Raw genomic sequence first — 20882 nt, 5'->3', positions numbered from 1 at the left:
TCAGGACCCGGACGATGTGCCGTTGGTGGCCGTGCCGTTACCGGATTGCACGGAACTGCCACCGGAGTATCCACCATAGGCGCCAGTGTTTTGGTTTGGGACCTTGATTTGCGATGTGTCACCCTTGTCTGCGCTCTTGACGGATTTAGTGCTTGTTCCGGGGCTCCCCGTGGCTTGGTCCACGGCTATGGCACCAATTCCGAGAACCGCAAAGCTGCCCACGGTGACGGCCGTGGTGAGGTTGAGCGCCCATTGCTTTCCGCTGTTTCTCTTCGTCATGGTCTGCTCCGGTCTGGTTGCTGGTGAAGTATTCTTACCTCCATCATCCCTGCGGAATCTTTGTGCTTTCTTAGACAGAGCCAGCAAGCTGCGATGAATGGCCCTCTGCTACTTGGCTGCCAAGGGCAAGATGATCCTTATCGCGGCGCCGCCACTGGGTGCGGATCCCACCGTGATCTTGCCGTTGTGCAGTGCCACAATCTCTGCCACTAAAGCCAGACCCAGCCCGTAATGACGTGGTGGCCCCGCACCCACAGACGCCGGGCGCAGTGAAGAGAATCTTTCAAAGACACGTGACTCGGTTCCTGGCATAAATCCAGGACCGTCGTCAGAGACCTCGATGCATACGTCAGTACCCTTGCTGCTCACAGCTACGCTGACTTCGCTCTGGGCGTGGTCCATTGCGTTGGCAATCAGTGCGGTAAAGACGCGCAGCAGTGCAACCGGCGATCCTTGAACCAAGATAGGCACCGCCATGGCAGGTTGGGCCAGCTGGATGGAGCGTTGCACTGCCTGGGGCATGGCCAAGGCGACAGCGTTGCGGGAAACCTCTGCCAGATCCACCGCGGTGTGGGCCACGGCGGAGCGGGGGTCCACGGAAATCAACAAGTCATCGAGAATTCCGGTGAGCAGCCGTGAGTCCTCGACAATCGCACTGACCTCTGTTGAGACAGCTTCCCTGGAAAAATCGGTCCCGGGCACCTCCAGCTTCCTGCGCAGGAGTTGGGAGCGTGTGCTTAGCAATGTCAACGGCGTTCTGAGTTCATGGCTGGCATCGGCCACGAACCGCCTTTGCAAGGCCAGGCTCTCGGCTAGTGGCCGCATGGCCCGTACCGCCATCCAGACCGACACGGCAGCAGCGAGCAAGGCCGCCGCAGTTCCGGCAACCACCATGGACCATGCCAAGCGGTTCAATGACTCACTTCCCTCGTGGGTGTCCACGGCGGCCTGCACCACTTTGTCGTTGCGAATGGTGGTCAGCACTTCATAGGTGTGCCCGCCCACCTCGAGGCTTTGCTGTTCATCCGACTGCGAAGCGTCCACACGGTTCATGGCTGCTTGGTCCGGGAGCCCTGCGGGCATGACTGGAGAGACCTTTACCTGGTCTTCGTCGGCAATCGCGACGTAGACGCCTGCGGGTGCGTCGCGGGGAGAGTCGATCTGGGTTGCACCCATCAGTGTTTTGTTCAGGGCTTCGGCCGTGCTGGCTGCCACGATGGAGTACAGTAGGCCGCCCATCACAGCCAGAAGAACCACAATCAGCACAGTGAACTGCAGCGCCAGACGAACCACCGAACGGCGAAGCTCTGCCACATCCCTGGTATTCACGCCAGTGGTCCCAAGACGTAGCCGCGTCCGCGCACCGTCAACACACACGCGCGGCCCAGTTTCTTGCGAAGATAGTGTACATAGGTATCAACCACGCCGCTGTCATCGGCATCGGCGAACACCGATTCCAAAAGACCCTCCCTGGTAAAGACCTGCTGGGGACGCCGGGCAAGATGCTCCAAAAACTCGCTCTCCCGTTCGGACAGCACCACCATGCCCAAACCGTCGAGAGTCACCATCCGGGTACCAACATCCAGCGATCCACCAGGAACCCTCACCAGAGCGGACGTGTCGGAGTGGCGCCTGAGCAGAGACCTGACCCGCGCAAGCAGTTCATCGATGTCAAAAGGCTTACCCAAATAGTCCTCTGCCCCCCGGTTCAGCCCCTCAACGCGGTCTGCAGGATTGCTCAAGGCCGAGAGTATGAGCGCCGGGGTGGCCACTCCTTTGCGACGCAGGCGCTCCAAGACGTCCAACCCCTCAATGGCTGGCAGACCGCGATCCATCACGATCACATCAAAATGCCGGCTGAGTCCCTCGTGAAGGGCACGTTGGCCATCACCTGCAACCACCACCTCGTAACCTTCACCACCCAGCAGGTCTGCCAGCATTGCCGCCAACGCGGCATCATCCTCCACCACCAACACACAAGGTTCATCATCCATGAAGTGAAGTATAAACGTTGAGGTGAGGCCTGAAAGCTTGGAAATTCAGGCTGAGCACTTATCGGTGAAGGGCCCCAACAGACGGCGTCGGGCACCGGGCTTTCATGGCTTCGTTCTTCTCGATCTCATTCCACTCCCGGAACTAATCAAACATCACACCTCGGATTATGAGACGCTTTCAACCTCACTGTTCTATCGCTTAGACCGCGGCGGCTGCCCACCGCTTCTTATCCCACGGCGGTATCCGAATAAATCGGGCCGAATAGGCTACCCGTGAATACTCGCCTGTACCGGTAGTCCCGGCCACACCCACGCACACCGGCACTCCCACGTGTTGCATCACTGCCGCTCGGATTCGACTCCCCGCGGCCTGCACTTGTTCATCGTTCCCCAGCAACCCCACGAACGATTCGTCAATGGAGTACACCTCCTGCCACCTGCCAAACCGGCCCACGACCTCCATGACCCTGGCACTCATGTCGCCGTACAGCTCATAGTTGCTCGAGCGTGCCACCAAACCCCTTCTGCGCGGAATTGCATCAGATGCGAATTTCGGACGATTACAGGCGTCGCAGTTCCATTCCAAGAACTCCCGATGGCCCAAGTGTACGTTGGGAAACTCTTGCTTTGCGGAAGCAGTTCGCGTTTAATGCATGATAAGTGCATCAAACGAAGGAGGAATGGTGGTCCAACCAGGAGTCCCACACGGCGCAGCCTCGCTCTACCTTTCGGCAGGGGTCTCTTTCCTTCAAGAAGAGGACGCCGTCTTTAATGCCATGCTGGAGGGCTGGACGATGCAACAGCGCGGTGGACGGAACCTGCGCAAAGATTCCGTGGACTCAGTCGTTGGAATCGTGAAGCGATTCCATGGCTTTACCTCGGAATGGCCATGGCAATGGACGGCCTCGACCATGGACGAATGGATGATGCACCTGGTATCCGTCAGAAAGTTGGCGCCGTCTACGATCCGTGGTTATCAACATGCAGTGCGTGGATTTTGTGACTACCTCTGCTCGGAACACTACGGCTGGAGTGTGGAGTGCGAGGAGCGATTCGGTACGCATCCCATTCAGGTCTGCCATGACTGGAATACGACGCGTCATCTTCAAGACTATGAAGGCCTGCCAGGTCGACGCCCGATGACCAAAGAGGAGCTGCAAATGCTCTTTGACCATGCAGATGGCGAAGTCGGGCGAAGGCTCGAGGCGGGTAAGAAGGGTGCCCTTCCGGCGTATCGTGACGCCACATTGTTGAAAGTGGTCTATGCCTGGGGACTGCGGGCTAACGAAGCAGTAAATCTGGACTCGACCGACTTTTACCGCAATCGGCACGCGCCAGAATTTGGGACATTCGGCATGCTGCAGGTGAGACTTGGAAAAGCCTCACGGCGTGGGCCACCGAACCGGCGATCTGTGGTGACTCTGCGTGGCTGGGCGGTCGAAGCGCTGCAAGATTACATCGAGAATGTCTGGCCGCTCGTGAAAGTCGACAATTCAAATGCGTTGTGGTTGTCCGAGCGGGGCACGCGGCTACGTGCGCGTGAACTGTCGGAGCGGTTCGCCACATACCGTGATGAACTCGGGTTAGACAAGGATCTTTCGCCCCATGCGCTTCGGCACAGCTATGTGACCCACCTCGCCGAAGAGGGAATAGACCCTACCTTTGTCCAGCAACAAGTTGGTCATGCTTACCAATCGACAACGGCGATCTACACTGCTGTCAGCAATGACTTCGCAAACAAGATGATGAGGCAGGCAGTGGACCAGCTTGTCCGTCCCCAACTAGAAGAAGGGCCCGACAAATGAATGTATTGGGATATGAATGGAGGTTAAGGGAGGTAATGGCCGCAGCCGGCATGTTCAGCACGACAAAGCTGATCCCGCTCTTGAAAGAGCGGGGCATCACCCTCTCTACGAGCCAGGTTTATCGTTTGGCTGCAGAGAAACCCGAACGACTCAATATGCACGTTCTGGTCGCTCTCATGGATATTCTCGACTGTACGGCCGATGATCTCGTGCGCCGGGTCGCGTTGGGTGCAGCTGCAACGCACTCCGAAGCAACAGCCACAGACGGAGGTCCAGAGCCGAGCGGCACGTCAGTATTGCGGGAAAAGAACCTGCGCCCAAAACGAGCACAGATCCAGCCATAAGATGCGCGCTGATCATATCGAAGCTATAGCCGAAAGCCTTCAAAGGGTGGAACCGGCTTTAGCACTCGAGCGAATCGTCAGCACCGTCAGCGCCTCCATCAGAACGCAGCCACCGGCGCTTCGGATGCGAACCCTTCTAGAAGATGAGCCCGATCTGTTGACGTCGGGCAGTCCCAAGATGCCCCGCGCCCTCGAACGAATCATCGCAGCGCTCACCCAGCAGGGAGCTACTACCTTGCAACGGCCGCGCTGCAACTACTGCAACCTCGTGCGCCTCCTACCAAATTCCACCGGTGGAGCACTGATTTGCAGTTCCTGCCATCAAGGAGACCGAGGGACCACGGTTGAATGCGTCAGATGTGGCCAATCGAAGCGAAGATACTCTGGCATCGGCAATCGCGGCTACTGCCAACAGTGCTGGACAGACAAACAGGCCGCCGCACAGCCAGAGTTGGTCAGCAATCTGATGTCCCGATTCCCCAACCTTCCAGAACGGGGCATTGAGATTGCCATTGCGAAAAGTGGCGCTCTTTCTGCGGGTCGGGATCGAACGGCCCGACTACTGGTGGAATGCGAGGACTTCGGAGACTCATGGTTTATGGATCCGGCTCGGTCCTCGCGGCTATTTCGAAGGCTCTATGACGGACTTCGCGGTGCGGGCGCGCCGCTGGATGAGCCGGTTTGCGGACACTGCAAACAGCCCGGACCGCTCGGTTCCCGACGAGATGGGCTAATCTGCTGCAGAAAATGCTACCGAGCAGGCCATCTCACGACGTGTGATGGGTGCGGGCAAGAGGCCGGCATCGAACGTCGGCAACCTGATGGGCAAGGGCACTGCCAACGATGCACCAACAAACTGATATGTGGATAAGTTTGTCAAGCGGCAGTAATGAGCGGCTCCCAGCATTGGTGCTGGGGGCCGCTCTTGGGTGTGATCCGGGTGTGGGTGCTGTGCTGGCGAGTCTTGTATTCGACTGTGCAGTGTCAGACTGATATTCGCGGGTTGGTTACCGCATGACGATTGTTCGGCTGGGGCGTATCAGTGTCTAGCATCGAGCGTTAACGGTGTGGCCCGTTTGTTCATAGTTTGATCTTGAGTTAGCCCCTGGTGCTGCCACGTCACGGCTTCCATGCACCCGGATCACACGTTTGTTAGGCCGCATGCATGTGTTCCCCTTGCTGTAGGGGTGCGGCGAGGGACCAACACCAGCCGGCAAGTTCCCGGGCGATTGCGGCATTGGCTGTGACGGACTTCTTCTTCCGTGCCTCAAAGACTTCCCATTTACGGTGCAGCCGGTGGTTGCCTTCCAGTGCCCGAATCCGGGTCACCGGGTCTACCAGGTCCAGCTGCTTCACGAGCCGAATTCCGGGCCTGGAATAGGGTTTTTTGTGTTGCCACGCAGCTTCGACCAGGAGCTTGCGGGCGTACTTGCTGCCAGCCCTGGTGATCGGCCCTTGGTGCCGAGATTGGCCTGAAGACTGCTCGCTGGGCACCAGACCGACATAGGATCCAATGGAAGATCCGGAGAACCGTGTCCAGTCTCCGATCTCCGTGGCAAGCCCAAACCCGGTCGTGACTTGAATGCCGCGCAGGCACATCAAGGCATCGACGACGGGGGTGTATTGGCAGTCCTTGGCGACCTCGCTGACGTGTTGGTCAATGCGTTTCAAATGAGCGGCCAGCAGCTCAACTTGCTCAATATCTGATTCGTAGGTGAACTGCAGCACCGGAGAGTCAAAACGTTGCCGGTGCAGCCACGCCGCGTGTTCCTGCGTCCACTTCGTGTCCTTCGGGTACCGAAGCCCATGCCGGAGCAGAATCGCGTTCAACCGCTGACGGGCATGGGACAAATCCCTGGCCGCCACGGACCGCAGCCGGGACAAATCCCGCAAGTCCTCTTGCTCCCTCGTAGGCACCCGAACCTCGGTGACAGATCCTGTCGCCAGCATTTCCACCAGCACGTGGGCATCACGCTTGTCTTCTCCGAACTAAGAATTTCAAGGCTGTCCGGTGTCAACGCGGGTTTTTCTGGTTACGGTTTTGTTGGATGTTGGTCCGGCCGGCAGCTTGGGTGAAGGTTGGCATTCCGAGTTGGGTCGTCGTGGTGCGGCGTGCGGTGATTTGATCCATTTCTGTCAATTTTGCTCGGGCTCCGGCGAGGCTGACTTTCAGACCCTCGGCTTCCCCGAGCCAGCGGTGGGCCTCGGCTTCCTTGATTCGGTCGATGAGGTTGTCGCGGATCTGGATCAACCGTGGCTTGGCCGTTGGATCGGGCCGCAGCAGCGGGCAGCGCAGGCAGCTGTGCTCGTGGATGCAGGGTGTGTCGTAGGAGCGTCCGCAGTCACCCACGGCGACCTTGCGGTGTTCGAAGTGGCCGATGAACTCGGCCCACTCGGCATCGGTGGGGGTGCGGTATTCCTGGGCCGGGCGTAGGGATCGGCGGCGGGCGATGAATTCCCGGTGGCCTTTGATGACTTCCTCGGGATAAACGGAGTTGTAGCCCATGGTCGTGTTGATGTCGCGGTGGCCGGCGACCAGCTGGGCGATGTGTGGTGGCATGCCGTGCATGATCGCATCGGTGATGAAGAGTCGGCGGAAATCGTGGAAGGTGTAGCGCATCGGATCCCCGCCACCGTCCTTGATGCCGATCCCGTCCAACGCGTGGTCGAGGTAGTGGCGCAGGGCGGTTTCGGAGACGGCCCGGTTTTCCAGGCGTCGGCGCCATTGAAACAGCAGCGGCAGGGGCGCGTTGAAGACGCGTTCATTCTTGTCGTAGGAGACTACGGCTGGCACGTGGGGTTGGCCCGCACGGATCCGGGACACGATCTGGGAAAGGACATCGGCAAGTTCGGGTGAGATGACCAGTATTCGTTCGGCGTCGGACTTGGAGGGGGCTATCTGCAGTAGGGGAATTAGTGCACCGGTGTCGGGCAGCCGGTATTGGATCAGGCTGTGGTGCGAGAGTTCACAAAGTTCCTCGATGCGGATGCCGGTGTGTCGCAGTACCTCAACCATGGCCCAGGTCCAGAAGGCGCGGTGCTCTTCATACATGAGGTCAACTCTTTTTCCTCCGTTCGGGGGCTCGGCCCAGATGTGCTTCCCACCCGGTGTCGTCATCACTGAGCGTCGCATTGGTTGGCCTTCAGCGGTAAAGAGTTCGCCGGGGTCGGTGCGTTTGCCGGCGGCGAGCAGCGCGCTGGTGCGTTCCCGTTCGGAGTAGACCCACGAGACCAGTGCAGGCAACACCGGCAGGCGTTCGCGGGTCCGCTGGTCCGTCCGGGATTTACGCGCCAACCGGGTTTTCTTGTGGGAGACATCCGTGGCATTGACCGGGCAACGCACCGCCCACGGGCCCCACCGTGCAGGGTCTTCATCGGCCCACTCGGCCAGGTCCAGGTAGAAGACGCGCACCGCCGATAGTACGCTGCGGCCATCTAGCCGTTCCGTGGTCCGCTGCACTTGTTGGCCGTTGGGGGAGGTACTGGTGCGGGTACGGGTCATGACCCGCTTCTTCCAGGAAGCCGCGACGTCGCGTGGGAGCTTCAGCGAATCGATCCCGGGGTGATGGGATTCGAGGTCGGCCCAGAACAACTTGCCCACCAAATAGGCCGTACGTTGCAATGATGAGAAGTCCATGGCGATCTGGCGTTCACGCAAGTAATCCACGAGCACGTCCCTCACCGGCCGGCACTTGAGGTTGTAGCGGTCGATCAGTTGTTCGCAGGTGGGCTGTCCGTTGCCGGAGAACATTTCAATCGCGGCGGGTGCTTCCTGGCCCAAGACACCATGCCAGCGCAGCAGCTGATAGAACAGCGGGCTGCGAATGAAACCGTTGGTACGCGTGGGGAGTTCAGCCGTGATCTCCAGCAGCTCAACGCAATCGCCGACTTCAACGTTGGCAACAAGCCCTCCCTTTGCCGCCATGAGCACGGCAATATGGGTCAGTGCCTGCTGGCCGGATTGCAGTCCGACTTCTTCGTCGACGCAGGTGCGGTTCATGGCAGAAAACGCCTGTCTATCACGCGTACGAGCCATCTCGCTGGCTAACGATCGACGGACCGGGGCGAAACGCAAGATCCAACCAAGACTTGGCCGGATCACGTCGGCACACATCAGGACCAACAACCCAAGACTTGGATGCGGTGCCGGGGAACCGGCCGGCCACCGATTGGTGGAATCCTCGCTGAACAGGTCCCGCCAGTCCAAGGAGGCCTCGGCCCCGCTGGCCTGCCACCGCTGCTGCCAAGTCTCGCCAGGGAACGACGAGAGCCAACCCAGCACCGACTGCACCCCAGCGTTCCGTGGTCGCTGGCTGCTGGGGTTTTCCAACCTGAACGGGGCCGCAAAGACCCGTTCAAGCACCGCAGCGCGGTCCTGGCATGTCGAAGGCCACGCGGCCTCGAGCTCGCGGGCGGGGAACCCTGCCCTTAACTGCGCACCGGTTTGCGCCACCATCCTGCCTGCCACGGTTTGGTCCGCAGCCGTGATGCCCTCCGCCGGTGTGCCGGTCAGCTGGTCGTTGGTGGTCATGAGGGGCCCTTTCCGAAGAGGATCTGCATGCTCTCGGGCCGGTAATCCGGGGCGGGAGTGGGGCCGGGATCCCGCAGGCGCTGCCGGGCGTGGAAGGCCAACACACCGGCTATCACCTCCTCGGTCACCGGGTTTAGATAGCGCTGGGTGGTCGATAAATACGCGTGGCCGAGTACCCATTGCACATCTGTCAGTGGCATCTGCGGGTCCCGTGCCATTCAGTACGCGGCCGTGTGTCGAAGGTCGTGCAACGACCAATGCGTGCCCAACGCTGTATTCGCCCGGTCAAACATCGCCCGCGCCGCGTCATAGGTCAAGGCCCTGAACGGACGACGCAACGTCCACCACAACGGTTCATCCCGGCCCGCCGGCACCAGGCCCTGCACTTGCACCTGATAAAGGCGCAACCAAACAAAGGCGTCCGGTGCCGCCGGCAAGGGCTGCAGCGCGCCGGTGCCCTTGCGGATCACGGTCATCAGCTGCTGCCCGGGATCGGCGTCAGCCACCGTGGCACCCAGCAATTCCGAGGCACGGGCGCCGGTCGAGACCCAAAACGCCACCAAAGCCCGATCCCTATGGGAACCCAGCTTGGCAAACAACTGGTCGAATTGCCTATCGGGGATCGCCCGTGGCGCCCGGGTCACCACCTTGGGCCGATACCGGCCCCCGCGCTTGCCGCCAAATCCTTCGTCGTGGTTGTGCTTCACTCGGGCCCTGGAACCTGCCCGGGCCCGCGCCAGCGGAAAGGGGTTGAGCATCGGCCCGGAGCCCGCCTCCAGATGGAAGTCATAGAAGCTGCGTAACACGCTCTCGCAATGCGCAACCGTCACTGCGGCGTACCGGTCGGCGTCCGGCACCGTGCCCGGCCCTGGATCCGCCATTTCAGTTTCATGCGTCTCCTCGGAAGCGGGGCCGCCGCCCTCGGGATACCGCCAATGCGGCCGCACCGGTTTCCGGGCAACCTGCAACCACCGGCAGAAGTCACGCGCCTCGACCCGGGTCGCCTGGTCCCACTCCACCTCGAATGCAGCCAAGAACCGAAACCACCGCAACAGGTCCATGCCGTAGGAGCGCAGCGTCTTAACCGACCGGCCGCAGGCCAGCAACTCGGCGAGGTAGACCGCCACCGACCCAACGCTCCTCCCTGACGCGTCAACCAGCCGATACGGTTCGAAGGGTTCGCCGGTCGCAACCAGGGAACCCGCCAGAGCCACCTCCAGCGCGGCCAGATCCTGTGGGATGCTCTCTTCGTTGTCCATGGGAACAGAACCTAGCTGATGCACCGTGGCACCGGCTATGGTTTCCCCCGCTGGACTTGGGTAGTTCGGTTAACACGTCCGTCTTAATCTTGTCGCCCGGTGCCCGCAGCAGTTTCGAGGAGGCCGCAATCACGCAGTCAATGCCGGCCTCCCGCAAGAACCGGGCCAACACGTACCCGGTGGGGCCGGATTCATACACAGCTCTCACCGGCGCCTCAAAGCGTTGGATCCATTCCAGCACCACCGCCGGATCCGCATCCATGGACGTCTTCACCAACTCACCAGTATCAGGATTCAAGGCGCAGCCAACAACAGAAACCGCGTGAACATCAAGCCCAATAAACGTATGATGAAACATGACCGGGACCTCCTAAAAAGATCACATATGGCACTACCAATGCAACGCCCATCAAGGCCGAAAGCCAAGAGGCTTGTCACTGGCAACCCACGGAAGCCGTGAAACAGAAGGCCCCGGCCCATACTCATATTGTCTAGCTGATGAATCCGCAGATTGTTCATTGTGCGGTCACCACCGCCTCATTGCAGCACGAACGCCTGAAGGGCCAGTTTGCAGCATATGCAGAACAAACGTCCGGACCGGCCTTTGCACCATTTGCGCAAAGGAAGCCCCGTGCCGCTTTGCCGGAAGCGAAATGGCAATATGCCTAACTTGCCGCAGCACCCAGAAATATGACTACTGCCAGGTGTGCGGCAACGAACGAAAATGCCGTTTCAAAGGAACAACGAAGGCGATTTGTGAACAGTGCGCGAATCGACGGGAACCCTGCCTGACATGCGGCCAGATACGTCTCATCAGACGCCGAATGGAAGATGGCCAAGCTATGTGTTGGTCCTGCGTCGATCCAATCATCGAGACCTGCACGCAATGCCGCAAAGACCTCATCGTCAACGGCAGGGTCAACAACTCGCCCTACTGCCCCACGTGCTACCCCCGGCAGCCAGCCTCGTTCCGTGGTTGCCGACGCTGTGGACACCATGAACATCTCCGCCAGTCGCGGCTGTGCGACCGATGCGAGGCCGACGATAAGATCAACCTACTGTTCCCTCAACCCCTCATTGATTCAGACCCGCGGATAGGGCCACTACGCACCGCATGCCTAAAAGCTGATCCGGAACGAGTACTGAGCACCTTTCGGTACAAAACGACGGTCGCATTGTTGCAGCGCCTTCTGAGCGCAACAGGACAGCTCGATCATGCCGCCGTCGATGAGGCCGGGACTGAGGCAAAAACGAGGGCAGTTCGTGCATTTCTGGTGGAGTACGGGCTACTCCCCCAACGCGATGAGATTCTCGCCCGGTTTGAGACATGGATTGCTCGTGCGGCAGACACAATTCCTGTACTGCGAGAACGTCATGCATTCATCCAATTTGCCAGATGGCGGCACCTGCGGGTCCTACGCCAGCAGGAATCCCAGGTGCGAACCGTTCAAGCTGACAGCCGGCGGCGTGAACTCAAAGACGTTATCAACTTCCTGAAATGGGTTAGTAAACATGGCGAGGCCTTGGCCAGCGCCACGCAAGGCCATGTTGACCGTTGGATCGCCAAAGACCCAATTTCAAGAAGGCTGATCCACCCATTTCTTGCCTGGGCGAGACGTAATCACTACTGCACACGTTTGGCTGTTCCGGCTATCCCTCGGTCCCAGCTTAACGTGGCCGGCGCCGATGAAACCGACCGATTGCGTTTGCTGACGATGATCCTTGAAACGATCTCGCTTGATCCGCGAACGCGCCTCGCCGCCGCACTTGTACTTCTTTATGGCATCCGTACCAACCGCATCGTTCAACTTCAAATCAAGGATTTCTCGATGGTGGGCGGCATTGTGTTCATTAGTCTCGGCAGTCAACCGCTGGCGTTACCTGCGGCCGTCGGCGACATCGCTTCTCTCGCACTGGCAACGAGAGGGGCAACGCGCATGTTTGGATCCGTCGAAGACCACAAGTGGCTGATCCCTGGCACCCGCTCTGGCTATCCGTTGGCACCGGCTTCGCTAGCTTTGCGGCTCAAGTCTCTCGGAATACTGCCCAGCCACGCGCGAGCAGGGGCCCTTGCCTCATTGTCTGGGCAACTTCCACCGGTCATTCTTGCTCGTCTTACGGGCCTTGAAATTTCGGCTGCTATTCGGTGGTCAAACGCCGTCTCCGCCAGCAATGCCAGATATGCAGGACTGATAACTAGCCCGCACAACCCAAATCCAGAGGACGCTCCAATCACAGGAAGTATCGAAACACTAACTTAGGGAGGAAACTGAGGTGGAAGCAACAACCAATCAAGCAGCGGCCACGACACACACATGGATTCTGCGACGAATCACAGACCTACCGAAAATCTAGGCGGATAACCGACTGAAACGATTTCGGCGCTAGCACTGCTCACAATCACCGGCAGAACATTGCACGGCCGCGCAAGGGCACCGACTAGGCGGCAGACCCAGGGAGCTGCGATATGTCGGATTCAATACGCTACAGTCCCGTAAGCCGGTGGCACCCTGTTGGTGTGGAATCTGGGTCGGGACCTGCGCCATTTGGTGAACACTGTTCACGACCTCACCGGACGCGGTATCGGGCTCAAGGTCCTCACCGGGGAGGGCGCGGCCATCGACACCACCACCGCCTCAGGCAAACTCGCACTCGAGAACTTCGCCGCCCTGGCCGATTCCGAGCGAGCCCTCATCTCCGAACGAACCATCACAGGCCTTGCTGCCGCACGTGCCCGTGGCCGGAAAGGCGGCTGCCCCCACAAGATGACACCGGGAAAGGTCTGTCTGGCGGTGGCCGCTGTGAGCCAAACCCAAACCATGGTTGGTGATCTGTGCACGGAACTCGGCATTACCCGCCAAACCCTCTACCGGCACATCTCGCCCACGGGCGAACTCCGTAGTGATGGGACGAAGCTCCTGAACCCGAGATAGTGGCCGTGGAGGTGACTTCTGATGCGCGTGCTGTCAGCTTCGGAAACGAAACTTCCAGCAACACGCGCATTGTTCGGCGAGTCGCAGGACGTCTCTGCATAGTGCTTTTCAAGGGTTGGCTTGCAGTGCCTGCCAATATTCGTACATGGATTGTTGATGTTCTCTACCCAGTTGAGCCCACTGCCGCATCGCATCCTTCGTGGGGTGCGGTGGCCGGTAATTGGAATGCTTGTAGAGCGTTGCATGTTCATCCCACGTGGCGACACAGAGCTGGGCGGGCAGAGACTCGGGGGACGCGTACAGGTGGATCAGCAATGCACCTGCAAGTGCGGACAGCCCGACTGTCGGGCTGTCCCCCGGCCTGTAGCCCGCCTTGCGCCACTCGACAGTAGCGATCATGCAGGCAGTCCCGGCCACCTCCTCGGCGAGGCTGAAAAGCCCATCCGCCGAGAGGCTAGGGAACTCGCCCGCGAGGGCGTCGCGAAGAACCTCATGCCCCCTGACATTCAATAGCTCGCCCGTCTCGGCGGCCTGAGCCACCACAGGAACCACCACTCGCGAAGCGATCTCTCTGGCCTGAGCCAAGGGCAATGAGAAGAAGTTCTTGGAGGGGTCAAAACCGTGTAAGTTGGTTACTTTTCGCATCCGTCCACCAGCCTCTCAGCGTTCTGGAACTCCTGCAAGGTAAGGCGGAATTCCAGAACGCGACCACACTTTTCTGTCGCCTGTCGGAACTGTCCTACCTGCTAAATGGTGGCTCAATAGACATACACCACTTGGTAAAGGTTCGGGGAGCTCACGCAATCGCGAAGAAATCCGGTCACGTAGATATATGCAGAAACTACGTTCACTCCGTTGCCCGTGTAGAGGCTGCCCTGCTTCTCCCACGAACTTGAAAACGACGCTTCACTGAAGCTATTTACATCAGCATAGCCATTGTCTTCATTCGTTGCTCCGACGTGGGCGGTGACATAGATTGGACCGTTGTTGAGGTACTCATATCCGAAATCATAATGGATATAATGCCCGGCATTACTCGGATACAAGAACGCGGTGCCGCAGTTGCCAGGAATCACAACGTTGGGCTGCGCTCCAGTCTTCGTGCTCTCGTGTGGGACGGCGACCATGGGAATCGCAATTGGCGGCAGATCAGTCGCCGCCGCCGATGCTGAGGACGTTTGCGCACTATTACCAAAGGGAACCGCGGCCGAAGCTGCTTGTGAAGTACCGGAAACACCGATTATAAGCAGGACTACCACAGCCATCGTGGTCACTGTTGATCGCTTGAAACTAAACATCTTTACTCCCCAATCTAGCTCACCAAGTTTTTCGAAGCTGGCTGCTACATAACAGAAACATTCCTCCGTAGCAGTGCCTTAAGTCAAGGGGACGGGGAGCTCGATCCTGAACCTGGAAAATTGAGCCTTGTAACGACCGATTGAGCTCGCCATGGTCATTCGGGATGGCGAAATGCCATGCAAGACGTTCCCCAATATGGACACGGAGCCCGGCAATGCAGACGACTTTGGACGATCAGTTCAGGCGCCATCGGAAAATAACAGCCATCGGCGAGTTCCCGCGGCCCGTCGATTCGCGTATACCCAGCAAAAATGCGCGGTGACCGGGCGCAATACGACACACGATTTGAAACCATCCACAGCCTTTCACCGGGTGACCCAGACACCTGGTTTGGCTGAAGAAATTGTGCTGCCCTGGGGTGTCTGTCTATTTGGCCGACTCGTTTCCATTCGGCGCCGCAGTGCGTCCATAGTGTGCTGGAGGCCCTGCTGTTTGGTTGCGCAGAGAAGCTGATGCGCCTTCCAGTATTGGAAGGCGCTGCCGGTGGTTAGTGTAACCATGGATGGCTAAATGGCTGTGTTCGTCAGGGCTCTGCGCTTGCTTGTTGGTCATTGCAGTGGGGGAATAACGCGAAAACGAATACCGCGGGTTACCTATAAAGTCTTCGCTTGGGCCCGGAGCTGAAACCACGGAGCACCCGTGGCAATGCCCAAATCCTTGGCCTCCTGCGAGCGCGCCACCACACAGCCGTCGTTGTTGGACAGCACGACGACGGGACGGCCTTCCAGTGCCGGGTCAAACACCCGCTCGCACGAGACATAGAAGTTGTTGACGTCCACCAGGGCGATGTGGGAGCTGCCCATGGCTGCTTCAGCCATGCTCGCCGGCCGCACCGGATTCGAAGCCGTAGCTTTCGAGACCGTAGCCAAGGAATGCTGGCAGCCCGGCAGCCAACCGCTCGAGGACGTACCGCTCGTGGGGCACCACAGCCTCGGGCAGGTCCGCCAAGCAGAACCACGCGAGACCTGCAGCCTTGCTTGGCTCCATGATGCGGGGACTGCCCGTCCAAGACTCACAGCTGAAGAAAAAGTCCACCCTGCCACCTGCGGCCTCACCGGGCCGGGCCGCCCGGTGCATCACCGTCAACGGAACAAGCTCTTCGGCGGCAATGACAACACCAAGTTCTTCCGCGGCCTCGCGGCGCGCCGCTGCCTGCACGGATTCGCCCGGCTCAACGTGGCCGGCTGCTGCTGTGGCCCAGTGGCCGTCCAGATACCCGGTTCCCTCGCGAAGTTGCAGCAGGACAGATCCGCGCCGCCGGAAGATGACATAGCTGACAGGGACCAGTGCCGAAAAGTCCCGCTTGGCGGAAAAGTCCCTAGACATGATGCAGGCATCGGGTGACAACGCCCCACACGGCAAGTTCCCCGGCCTGCACAGCCGCGGCAGTCGGGGACGGCGCATCGGCGGGATGCGTGGCCAAGGAGGGGGCGCCGTCGTGCATCACCAGGCGACGGATGAGCAGCTCATCCTCGACGATGACCACCACCACCGAGCCGTCGCGCGGGGTGAGGGAGCGGTCCACAATGATTTCATCGCCGTCGGCAATGCCGGCGCCGGCCATGGAGTCGCCCGAGACGCGCATGACGAACGTGCACGTGCGGTCCCTGATCAGGTGCTTGTTCAGGTCGATCCCGCCGTGAAAATAGTCCTGGGCCGGGGAAGGGAAACCGCTGGGAGCCGTGTTGGGCTGCGCCGGTGATACGAGGTCCATACCAAACACCACACCACCGACTAGAACAAAGATTCGAAACACAAGCGTACCATCGCAGGCCTCGATCCACTCCTTGGCGTGCCAGCAATGCCGGTCACCTTTCCATGCCTGCGGGGTGATCAATCAAGCACTGCAGTTTCAGTGTGGCCATCATTCCAGCTTCTAAACTTCATCTTCACCGTGCATCGGTCCTGAACGAGCTGACAACCGACTCCCATACCGCTGGCAAACGCTCCGCGATTTTTCAGTCAAGGCGCGCCGGTGCGTGACAGCCATCTCCGCGTTGTGAACTGGATCTGGATGTGCTTGAGCTCTGCCCGTGGAAGCACTGCGGTCACGACGCCGCCGCCCGGCAATTCTGCACCAACACCGTAAACGAACGGGTTTGTATCGACCTCCGCTCCGGGCACCTGGACTCCATTGACAAGGACACTGAGCTGGCCCTTGACCATTCGCTCGGTCACGGTGGGTGCGGATTGGTCCCAAGGGTTGCCAGTCAGCCCCAGCTCTTCCCGGTATTGGTTCATAAGAATGTGGTTGACGTGATCGACCAGCAATCTGTGGACTGAAGAAAGCTCGGACGGGTCACGGTGCCAGGTGGTTCGCACGGCCTCCCACAGCTGGGGGTAGCGCATCCGCTCCACCCCTTCGACCAGCCACGCGGGCCGCGGCCATGGCGGAACAAGCTCGATAGCCCTCCGCATCTCCTCACTGAGTTCTGCGAGGTTGATCGGATCGGAGCGGTCATTGGGGTTGCGCCAGAGCGCATAGGTGACACTCACACTCATGTCGCTGTACCCACGATTGTCCTGGCCATATGCCAAACCGATGGAATCCGCGTCCTCCAACGAGGGCTGAGGAACGAGCCCCATGACCGGGATGGGCATGAATTTCAGCTGCTCGGCCTGCTCAACACGAGGGTCCGGGGCATCTTCGGGGAGGATTCCAGCCATTCTCATACCCTGACCATGGCCCAAACACGGGAACCTGCATAGGAGGCCCTCGACTGAGCGCGAATACGGACACCCTGTCGACGGCGGCTGCTACACTCGCGCTTCAGCGTCTCCTGCCAAAGTGGCTGGAAACGATTAAGGAGTGCACCATGCCCTGGATTGAAACCATCTCCTTCGACGCCGCAACCGATAAGTTGAAACAGCTCTACGCCCGCATCACCGGCCCCGGCGGCAACGTGGACAATATTATGATGATGCACTCCCTGCGCCCCCACACGATGGAAGGGCACATGGCGCTCTACAAGAATGTGCTGCATCACCGGGATAACACGACGCCGAAGTGGTTTCTTGAGACTCTCGGCATATGGGTATCGGCACTCAACAAATGCACCTACTGCGTTGAACACCACTTCGCCGGGATGAAACGCATGCTGCGAGACGACACACGGGCACAGGCAATCCGCAGCGCCATCGAGGCAGGAGATCCCACAGCCGCACCGCTCGATCCGGCACAACAAGCGGCGATGGTCTACGCGCGTAAGTTGACCCAGTCCCCCGCCGACATGGTCGAGTCGGATGTTCAGTTGTTGCGCGAGGCTGGCTGGGACGATGGTGGGATTCTGGAGATCAATCAGGTCACCGCCTACTTTGCCTATGCCAACCGCACTGTTCTGGGACTGGGCTGTTCAACACAAGGCGATATCATCGGCCTTTCCCCCAATAATTCCGCCAATGCTGACGATTGGGGCCACAACTGAGGCGCCAGATGCCTTGACCAGGACACTGCGGTACCGGCACGTCCGGGTCCGCGGCTGTTCCCAGCCGGATTAGTTCTCGATGCTGGCCAAGGCATTGCGGCCCTGGCCAGTGATCTGGGGTTCCTCCCCAACGTCAGGGAATGTGCGGGCAGTCTCTGGAGCGGCCACAACGGCCAACACGGATGTGGGAATGGACAGTGCGACCGCGTCGCCCGGGGCAAGTGCCCGGCCCCAGGGGACTTCGGCCAGCATCAAGGCCCCGGCCACATCCAGGCTGATCTGCCTGCGCGGCCCCAATGTCCGCAGTCCGGTGACCGTGGCCAGGATCCCGATGCCGTTTCGCGCGCCCACTTCAATGCTCTCCTGGCGTACCAGCAGCACCCCCGGCCCGGGAGGCTGCCTCGTGTCACCGGGCAGCTGCAACACCCCCAACACGGAGTGGTGATACCCGTCGCGCACGATGCCCGGGATCTCGTTGGCCCCGCCCATCAGTCGGCTGGTTTCCAAGGTGGCCGGGCGTGAGTACATTCGTTCAACGCTGTCGTGTTGGAGCATCCGGCCGCCGCTGAACAGGGCAATTTTCTCGGCCACGGCCGCCGCCTCGCTGCGGTCATGGGTGACCAGCAGGACGGTGGGGTTCACACTGCGCCGCAACTGTGCCAGCAGCTCGTGCATGGCAGCGCGCAGTTCCGGATCCAAGGCGCTGAACGGCTCGTCCAAAAGCAGCACGGCCGGTCTGGCTGCCAAGGCCCGGGCGATCGCGACTCGTTGTGCCTGGCCGCCGGAGAGCGCCGTGACAGGGCGCCGGCCAAACCCCTCCAGCTGCACGAGTTCAAGGAAAGCTGCGGCATCGGCCCGAGCCGCCTTTTTGGGGACTCCGCGGACGGTGCCGGCGAAAGCAATATTGTCCAGGACGTTCAGGTGGGGAAAGAGCAGCGGGCGCTGCTGGACCATGGCCATTCCGCGGCGCTCGGGCAAGACCTCGGCCATGTCTTGGCCGCCCACCAGCACCCGTCCGACGTCGGGCGTCTCAAGGCCTGAAATGGCACGCAGCAAGGTGCTCTTCCCCGCACCGGAAGGCCCCAGCAGTGCTGTGCACGTGCCCGCCTCCACTGTCAGGTTCACGTTGTCCAAGACGGGTGTTCTCGTTCCGGGGAAGGATTTGGACAGGCCCTCCACGCTGACGCCGGGGATCATGGCAGGTTTCCATTCATTGATTTTGCCGTTGGTTTTCCGCTGGGTCGTCGGCCCAACAGGCCCACACCCAGCAGCAGGACCAGTGGAGGAAGCAGGGCCGCCGCGGAGAGCAGCGCGACGGTGGCGTCGTTGCCGGTGCCCGCAGCCGCGCCCGCCACCAAGAGTGGGACGGTGACGATCGTGCCGCCGCCGACCAGGACGGTGATGACATAGTCGCTCCAGCCCACCAGGAACGCCAGAAAGGCTGCCCGGGCCAAGGCCGGGGCCAGCAACGGCAGCTGCACCCGCCACATGACCTGCCACGGCGAGGCGCCCAGGAGGCGGGCTTCTTCCTCAACGGCGAGGTCATGCGCCCCGTAGGCGACGCGCATGACATAGCTCGTGTAGGGCAGGGCGTAGACCGTCAGTAGCAGGACGACGCCGGCAAACGGTGGAACGTGCAGGCGCAGCAGCAGCACGTTCAGTCCCAGTGCCGCAACGAATGCCGGCAGGGCGAGCGGGGCGAACAGCATGACGTTCACCGCCGGGGCAAAAAGGACCCGATGGTAGGCCAGCGCGCGGGCCGCCAGCACACCCAGGGGTGTGGCGATTGCGCTGACCAGCAGACCCAGCAGGAGGGAATGCCCGAAAGCCGGGATGGCACCCTGCGCGAGGGCGGCGCGCGCGCCCTCCCATCCCCAGGCCTGGGGCAGCACAGCCGGAAACGACCAGCGGTCGGCAAAGGCCCACAGGACCAAGGGCACCAGCGGCAGCAGGAACCAGAGTGCCAGGGCCAGGGCGAGCATGATCCGCAGTACACGCGTGATGCCCTGTGAAGTTCTCAGCCCGTTTCCGGGCTGGTCGGGCCAAGAGAGCGGTGTACTGAACTCGGGCGGGAGGGTCAGCGCCACAATGCACTCCTGCGCAGGTAGGCCAAGGAGGCTGCCACGGCGGCCATGGACAAGACGGTGGTCAGGATGGCCACTGCGGCCGCTTCCGGTCTGGAGGTGAGTGTTGCGGCGTTGAACAGGCGCAGCGCCATGACCGGCAGGGGCTCGGGGTAGGCCCGGCCCAGCAGCCATGCCACTTCGTAGGAGCCCAGGCTGTAGACAAAGACGATCGTGGCGGAGACGGTCAAGGCCGGCAGGCTGAGGGGGATGAGAATGTGCCGCAGGCGACGGAGGCGGCCGGCTCCCAGCAGTGCAGCTGTTTCATCGTAACTGACCGCCCGTGTGGCCAGCGTGCCGGTCACCACCAGGGCCACGAACGCTGATTCCTTCCACCCGTATTCGGCAACGACGCCGATCCACCACGGTCCTCCCACCAGTTCCGGCCATTGCCCGCCGTTGTTGAACAGGCGCGCGAGCAGCCCCGAGTCTGCCAGCAGCAAGGAGATGGAGGCGGCGCCAACAATGTGCGGGACGGGGATGGTCAGTGTGCCCAGGGCGGCGACGAGTTTGCCGCACCACTTTCCTTGGACGATGATCAGCGCTGCGCTGAACCCCACCACACAGGCCACTACGGTCGAAACGGTCGCGATTGCCAGCGACAGGGCAATGCCCACCGGCAGGTCTGCGGCATGGGCGCCATACGCCGCCACGGTCAGGGACGGCGGGCCCACCAGCGGGAACAGTCCCAAGCTTTGGGCAAGGGCCGTGACCATGCCCCCGATGACGACGAAGGCTGCTAGTACGACGGCGGGCACCACCATGAGCGTTCCCGGAAGCCAGGTGCGGGGCCCGGCAGGTGACGGCGTGGCCATTTTTGTCCTCATGCG

21 protein-coding genes and 2 pseudogenes are annotated in these 20882 nt (G+C 60.7%); 6 read left to right on the top strand and 17 right to left on the bottom strand.

Annotated elements, in window-relative coordinates:
- The 4 genes from QMG25_RS13130 to QMG25_RS13115 all read right to left on the bottom strand — a co-directional run bounded on the left by QMG25_RS13130 (nucleotide 1) and on the right by QMG25_RS13115 (nucleotide 2787).
- Nucleotides 1-279: a hypothetical protein gene (locus QMG25_RS13130; RefSeq protein ID WP_283460891.1), complete on the bottom strand. Its 279-nt coding sequence runs from the start codon at nucleotides 277-279 to the stop codon at nucleotides 1-3.
- 108 nt (nucleotides 280-387) lie between these two features.
- On the bottom strand, nucleotides 388-1608 hold the full coding sequence (locus QMG25_RS13125; protein WP_283460888.1) for a sensor histidine kinase: 1221 nt from the start codon (nucleotides 1606-1608) through the stop codon (nucleotides 388-390).
- Nucleotides 1605-2273, bottom strand: a complete 669-nt coding sequence (locus tag QMG25_RS13120) for a response regulator transcription factor (protein ID WP_283460886.1) — start codon at nucleotides 2271-2273, stop codon at nucleotides 1605-1607. Before QMG25_RS13120 ends, QMG25_RS13125 begins: the two co-directional genes overlap by 4 nt.
- Before the next feature lie 199 nt (nucleotides 2274-2472).
- Nucleotides 2473-2787 (bottom strand): Y-family DNA polymerase, encoded by a 315-nt coding sequence (locus QMG25_RS13115; RefSeq protein ID WP_349307141.1) that lies wholly within the window; start codon nucleotides 2785-2787, stop codon nucleotides 2473-2475.
- A gap of 166 nt (nucleotides 2788-2953) precedes the next feature.
- On the opposite strand from QMG25_RS13115, the gene QMG25_RS13110 reads away from it, so the two are divergent.
- On the top strand, nucleotides 2954-4078 hold the full coding sequence (locus QMG25_RS13110) for a tyrosine-type recombinase/integrase (protein WP_283460884.1): 1125 nt from the start codon (nucleotides 2954-2956) through the stop codon (nucleotides 4076-4078).
- The gene (locus QMG25_RS13105) at nucleotides 4075-4422 is read left to right on the top strand and encodes a helix-turn-helix domain-containing protein (protein WP_283460882.1); all 348 of its coding nucleotides are present in this window, start codon (nucleotides 4075-4077) and stop codon (nucleotides 4420-4422) included. The genes QMG25_RS13110 and QMG25_RS13105 overlap by 4 nt, the downstream gene beginning before the upstream one ends.
- Nucleotides 4423-5574: 1152 nt before the next feature.
- Here the strand turns inward: QMG25_RS13105 and QMG25_RS13100 are convergent.
- The 4 genes and pseudogenes from QMG25_RS13100 to QMG25_RS13085 form a co-directional block, all read right to left on the bottom strand.
- A pseudogene (locus QMG25_RS13100) lies at nucleotides 5575-6390 on the bottom strand (IS110 family RNA-guided transposase); the annotation flags it as partial.
- A gap of 46 nt (nucleotides 6391-6436) precedes the next feature.
- Nucleotides 6437-8953: a tyrosine-type recombinase/integrase gene (locus QMG25_RS13095; RefSeq protein WP_283460880.1), complete on the bottom strand. Its 2517-nt coding sequence runs from the start codon at nucleotides 8951-8953 to the stop codon at nucleotides 6437-6439.
- On the bottom strand, nucleotides 8950-9153 hold the full coding sequence (locus QMG25_RS13090; RefSeq protein WP_283460878.1) for a hypothetical protein: 204 nt from the start codon (nucleotides 9151-9153) through the stop codon (nucleotides 8950-8952). The genes QMG25_RS13095 and QMG25_RS13090 overlap by 4 nt, the downstream gene beginning before the upstream one ends.
- 18 nt (nucleotides 9154-9171) lie before the next feature.
- Nucleotides 9172-10212: a tyrosine-type recombinase/integrase gene (locus QMG25_RS13085; RefSeq protein WP_283460876.1), complete on the bottom strand. Its 1041-nt coding sequence runs from the start codon at nucleotides 10210-10212 to the stop codon at nucleotides 9172-9174.
- 498 nt (nucleotides 10213-10710) lie between these two features.
- Here QMG25_RS13085 and QMG25_RS13080 point away from each other — a divergent pair, with 498 nt between their 5' ends.
- From QMG25_RS13080 to QMG25_RS13070, 3 genes are all read left to right on the top strand, one after another.
- The gene (locus tag QMG25_RS13080) at nucleotides 10711-10881 is read left to right on the top strand and encodes a hypothetical protein (protein WP_283460874.1); all 171 of its coding nucleotides are present in this window, start codon (nucleotides 10711-10713) and stop codon (nucleotides 10879-10881) included.
- 767 nt (nucleotides 10882-11648) lie between these two features.
- Nucleotides 11649-12473 carry a site-specific integrase gene (locus tag QMG25_RS13075; protein WP_283460872.1) on the top strand — a complete coding sequence of 275 codons (825 nt, stop codon included), beginning with the start codon at nucleotides 11649-11651 and terminating at the stop codon, nucleotides 12471-12473.
- Nucleotides 12474-12728: 255 nt separating this feature from the next.
- On the top strand, nucleotides 12729-13145 hold the full coding sequence (locus QMG25_RS13070; protein ID WP_502866400.1) for a recombinase family protein: 417 nt from the start codon (nucleotides 12729-12731) through the stop codon (nucleotides 13143-13145).
- A gap of 108 nt (nucleotides 13146-13253) precedes the next feature.
- Here the strand turns inward: QMG25_RS13070 and QMG25_RS13065 are convergent, their stop codons facing one another.
- The 6 genes and pseudogenes from QMG25_RS13065 to QMG25_RS13040 form a co-directional block, all read right to left on the bottom strand.
- A complete protein-coding gene (locus tag QMG25_RS13065) occupies nucleotides 13254-13790 on the bottom strand; it encodes a hypothetical protein (protein WP_283460871.1) in 537 nt (178 codons plus the stop codon).
- 113 nt (nucleotides 13791-13903) lie between these two features.
- Complete coding sequence (locus QMG25_RS13060) at nucleotides 13904-14443, bottom strand: hypothetical protein (protein WP_283460869.1); 540 nt, start codon at nucleotides 14441-14443, stop codon at nucleotides 13904-13906.
- 666 nt (nucleotides 14444-15109) lie between these two features.
- A pseudogene (locus tag QMG25_RS13055) lies at nucleotides 15110-15307 on the bottom strand (Y-family DNA polymerase); the annotation flags it as partial.
- 7 nt (nucleotides 15308-15314) lie between these two features.
- Nucleotides 15315-15830, bottom strand: a complete 516-nt coding sequence (locus QMG25_RS13050) for an NUDIX domain-containing protein (protein WP_283460867.1) — start codon at nucleotides 15828-15830, stop codon at nucleotides 15315-15317.
- Complete coding sequence (locus tag QMG25_RS13045; RefSeq protein WP_283460865.1) at nucleotides 15823-16218, bottom strand: LexA family protein; 396 nt, start codon at nucleotides 16216-16218, stop codon at nucleotides 15823-15825. Before QMG25_RS13045 ends, QMG25_RS13050 begins: the two co-directional genes overlap by 8 nt.
- 248 nt (nucleotides 16219-16466) lie before the next feature.
- Nucleotides 16467-17171, bottom strand: a complete 705-nt coding sequence (locus tag QMG25_RS13040; protein ID WP_283460863.1) for a hypothetical protein — start codon at nucleotides 17169-17171, stop codon at nucleotides 16467-16469.
- 149 nt (nucleotides 17172-17320) lie between these two features.
- On the opposite strand from QMG25_RS13040, the gene QMG25_RS13035 reads away from it, so the two are divergent.
- Nucleotides 17321-17929 (top strand): carboxymuconolactone decarboxylase family protein, encoded by a 609-nt coding sequence (locus tag QMG25_RS13035; protein ID WP_283460861.1) that lies wholly within the window; start codon nucleotides 17321-17323, stop codon nucleotides 17927-17929.
- Nucleotides 17930-17998: 69 nt separating this feature from the next.
- Here QMG25_RS13035 and QMG25_RS13030 read toward each other — a convergent pair whose 3' ends face one another.
- Genes QMG25_RS13030 through QMG25_RS13020 form a run of 3 tightly spaced genes read right to left on the bottom strand, consistent with a single transcriptional unit; the run spans nucleotide 17999 to nucleotide 20879 of the window.
- Nucleotides 17999-19126 (bottom strand): ABC transporter ATP-binding protein, encoded by a 1128-nt coding sequence (locus tag QMG25_RS13030; protein WP_283460860.1) that lies wholly within the window; start codon nucleotides 19124-19126, stop codon nucleotides 17999-18001.
- Nucleotides 19123-20016: an ABC transporter permease gene (locus tag QMG25_RS13025; protein ID WP_283460858.1), complete on the bottom strand. Its 894-nt coding sequence runs from the start codon at nucleotides 20014-20016 to the stop codon at nucleotides 19123-19125. The genes QMG25_RS13030 and QMG25_RS13025 overlap by 4 nt, the downstream gene beginning before the upstream one ends.
- Nucleotides 20007-20879, bottom strand: coding sequence for an ABC transporter permease (locus QMG25_RS13020; protein ID WP_283460856.1), 873 nt, complete (start codon nucleotides 20877-20879; stop codon nucleotides 20007-20009). The genes QMG25_RS13025 and QMG25_RS13020 overlap by 10 nt, the downstream gene beginning before the upstream one ends.
- Between the last annotated feature and the right edge of the window lie 3 nt (nucleotides 20880-20882).

Source organism: Arthrobacter sp. H35-D1 (assembly GCF_030063185.1).
In the GTDB taxonomy this organism is placed as follows: domain Bacteria; phylum Actinomycetota; class Actinomycetes; order Actinomycetales; family Micrococcaceae; genus Specibacter.
The sequence above is the reverse complement of the archived record's forward strand: the minus strand, read 5'-3'. Positions and strand labels throughout refer to the sequence as shown.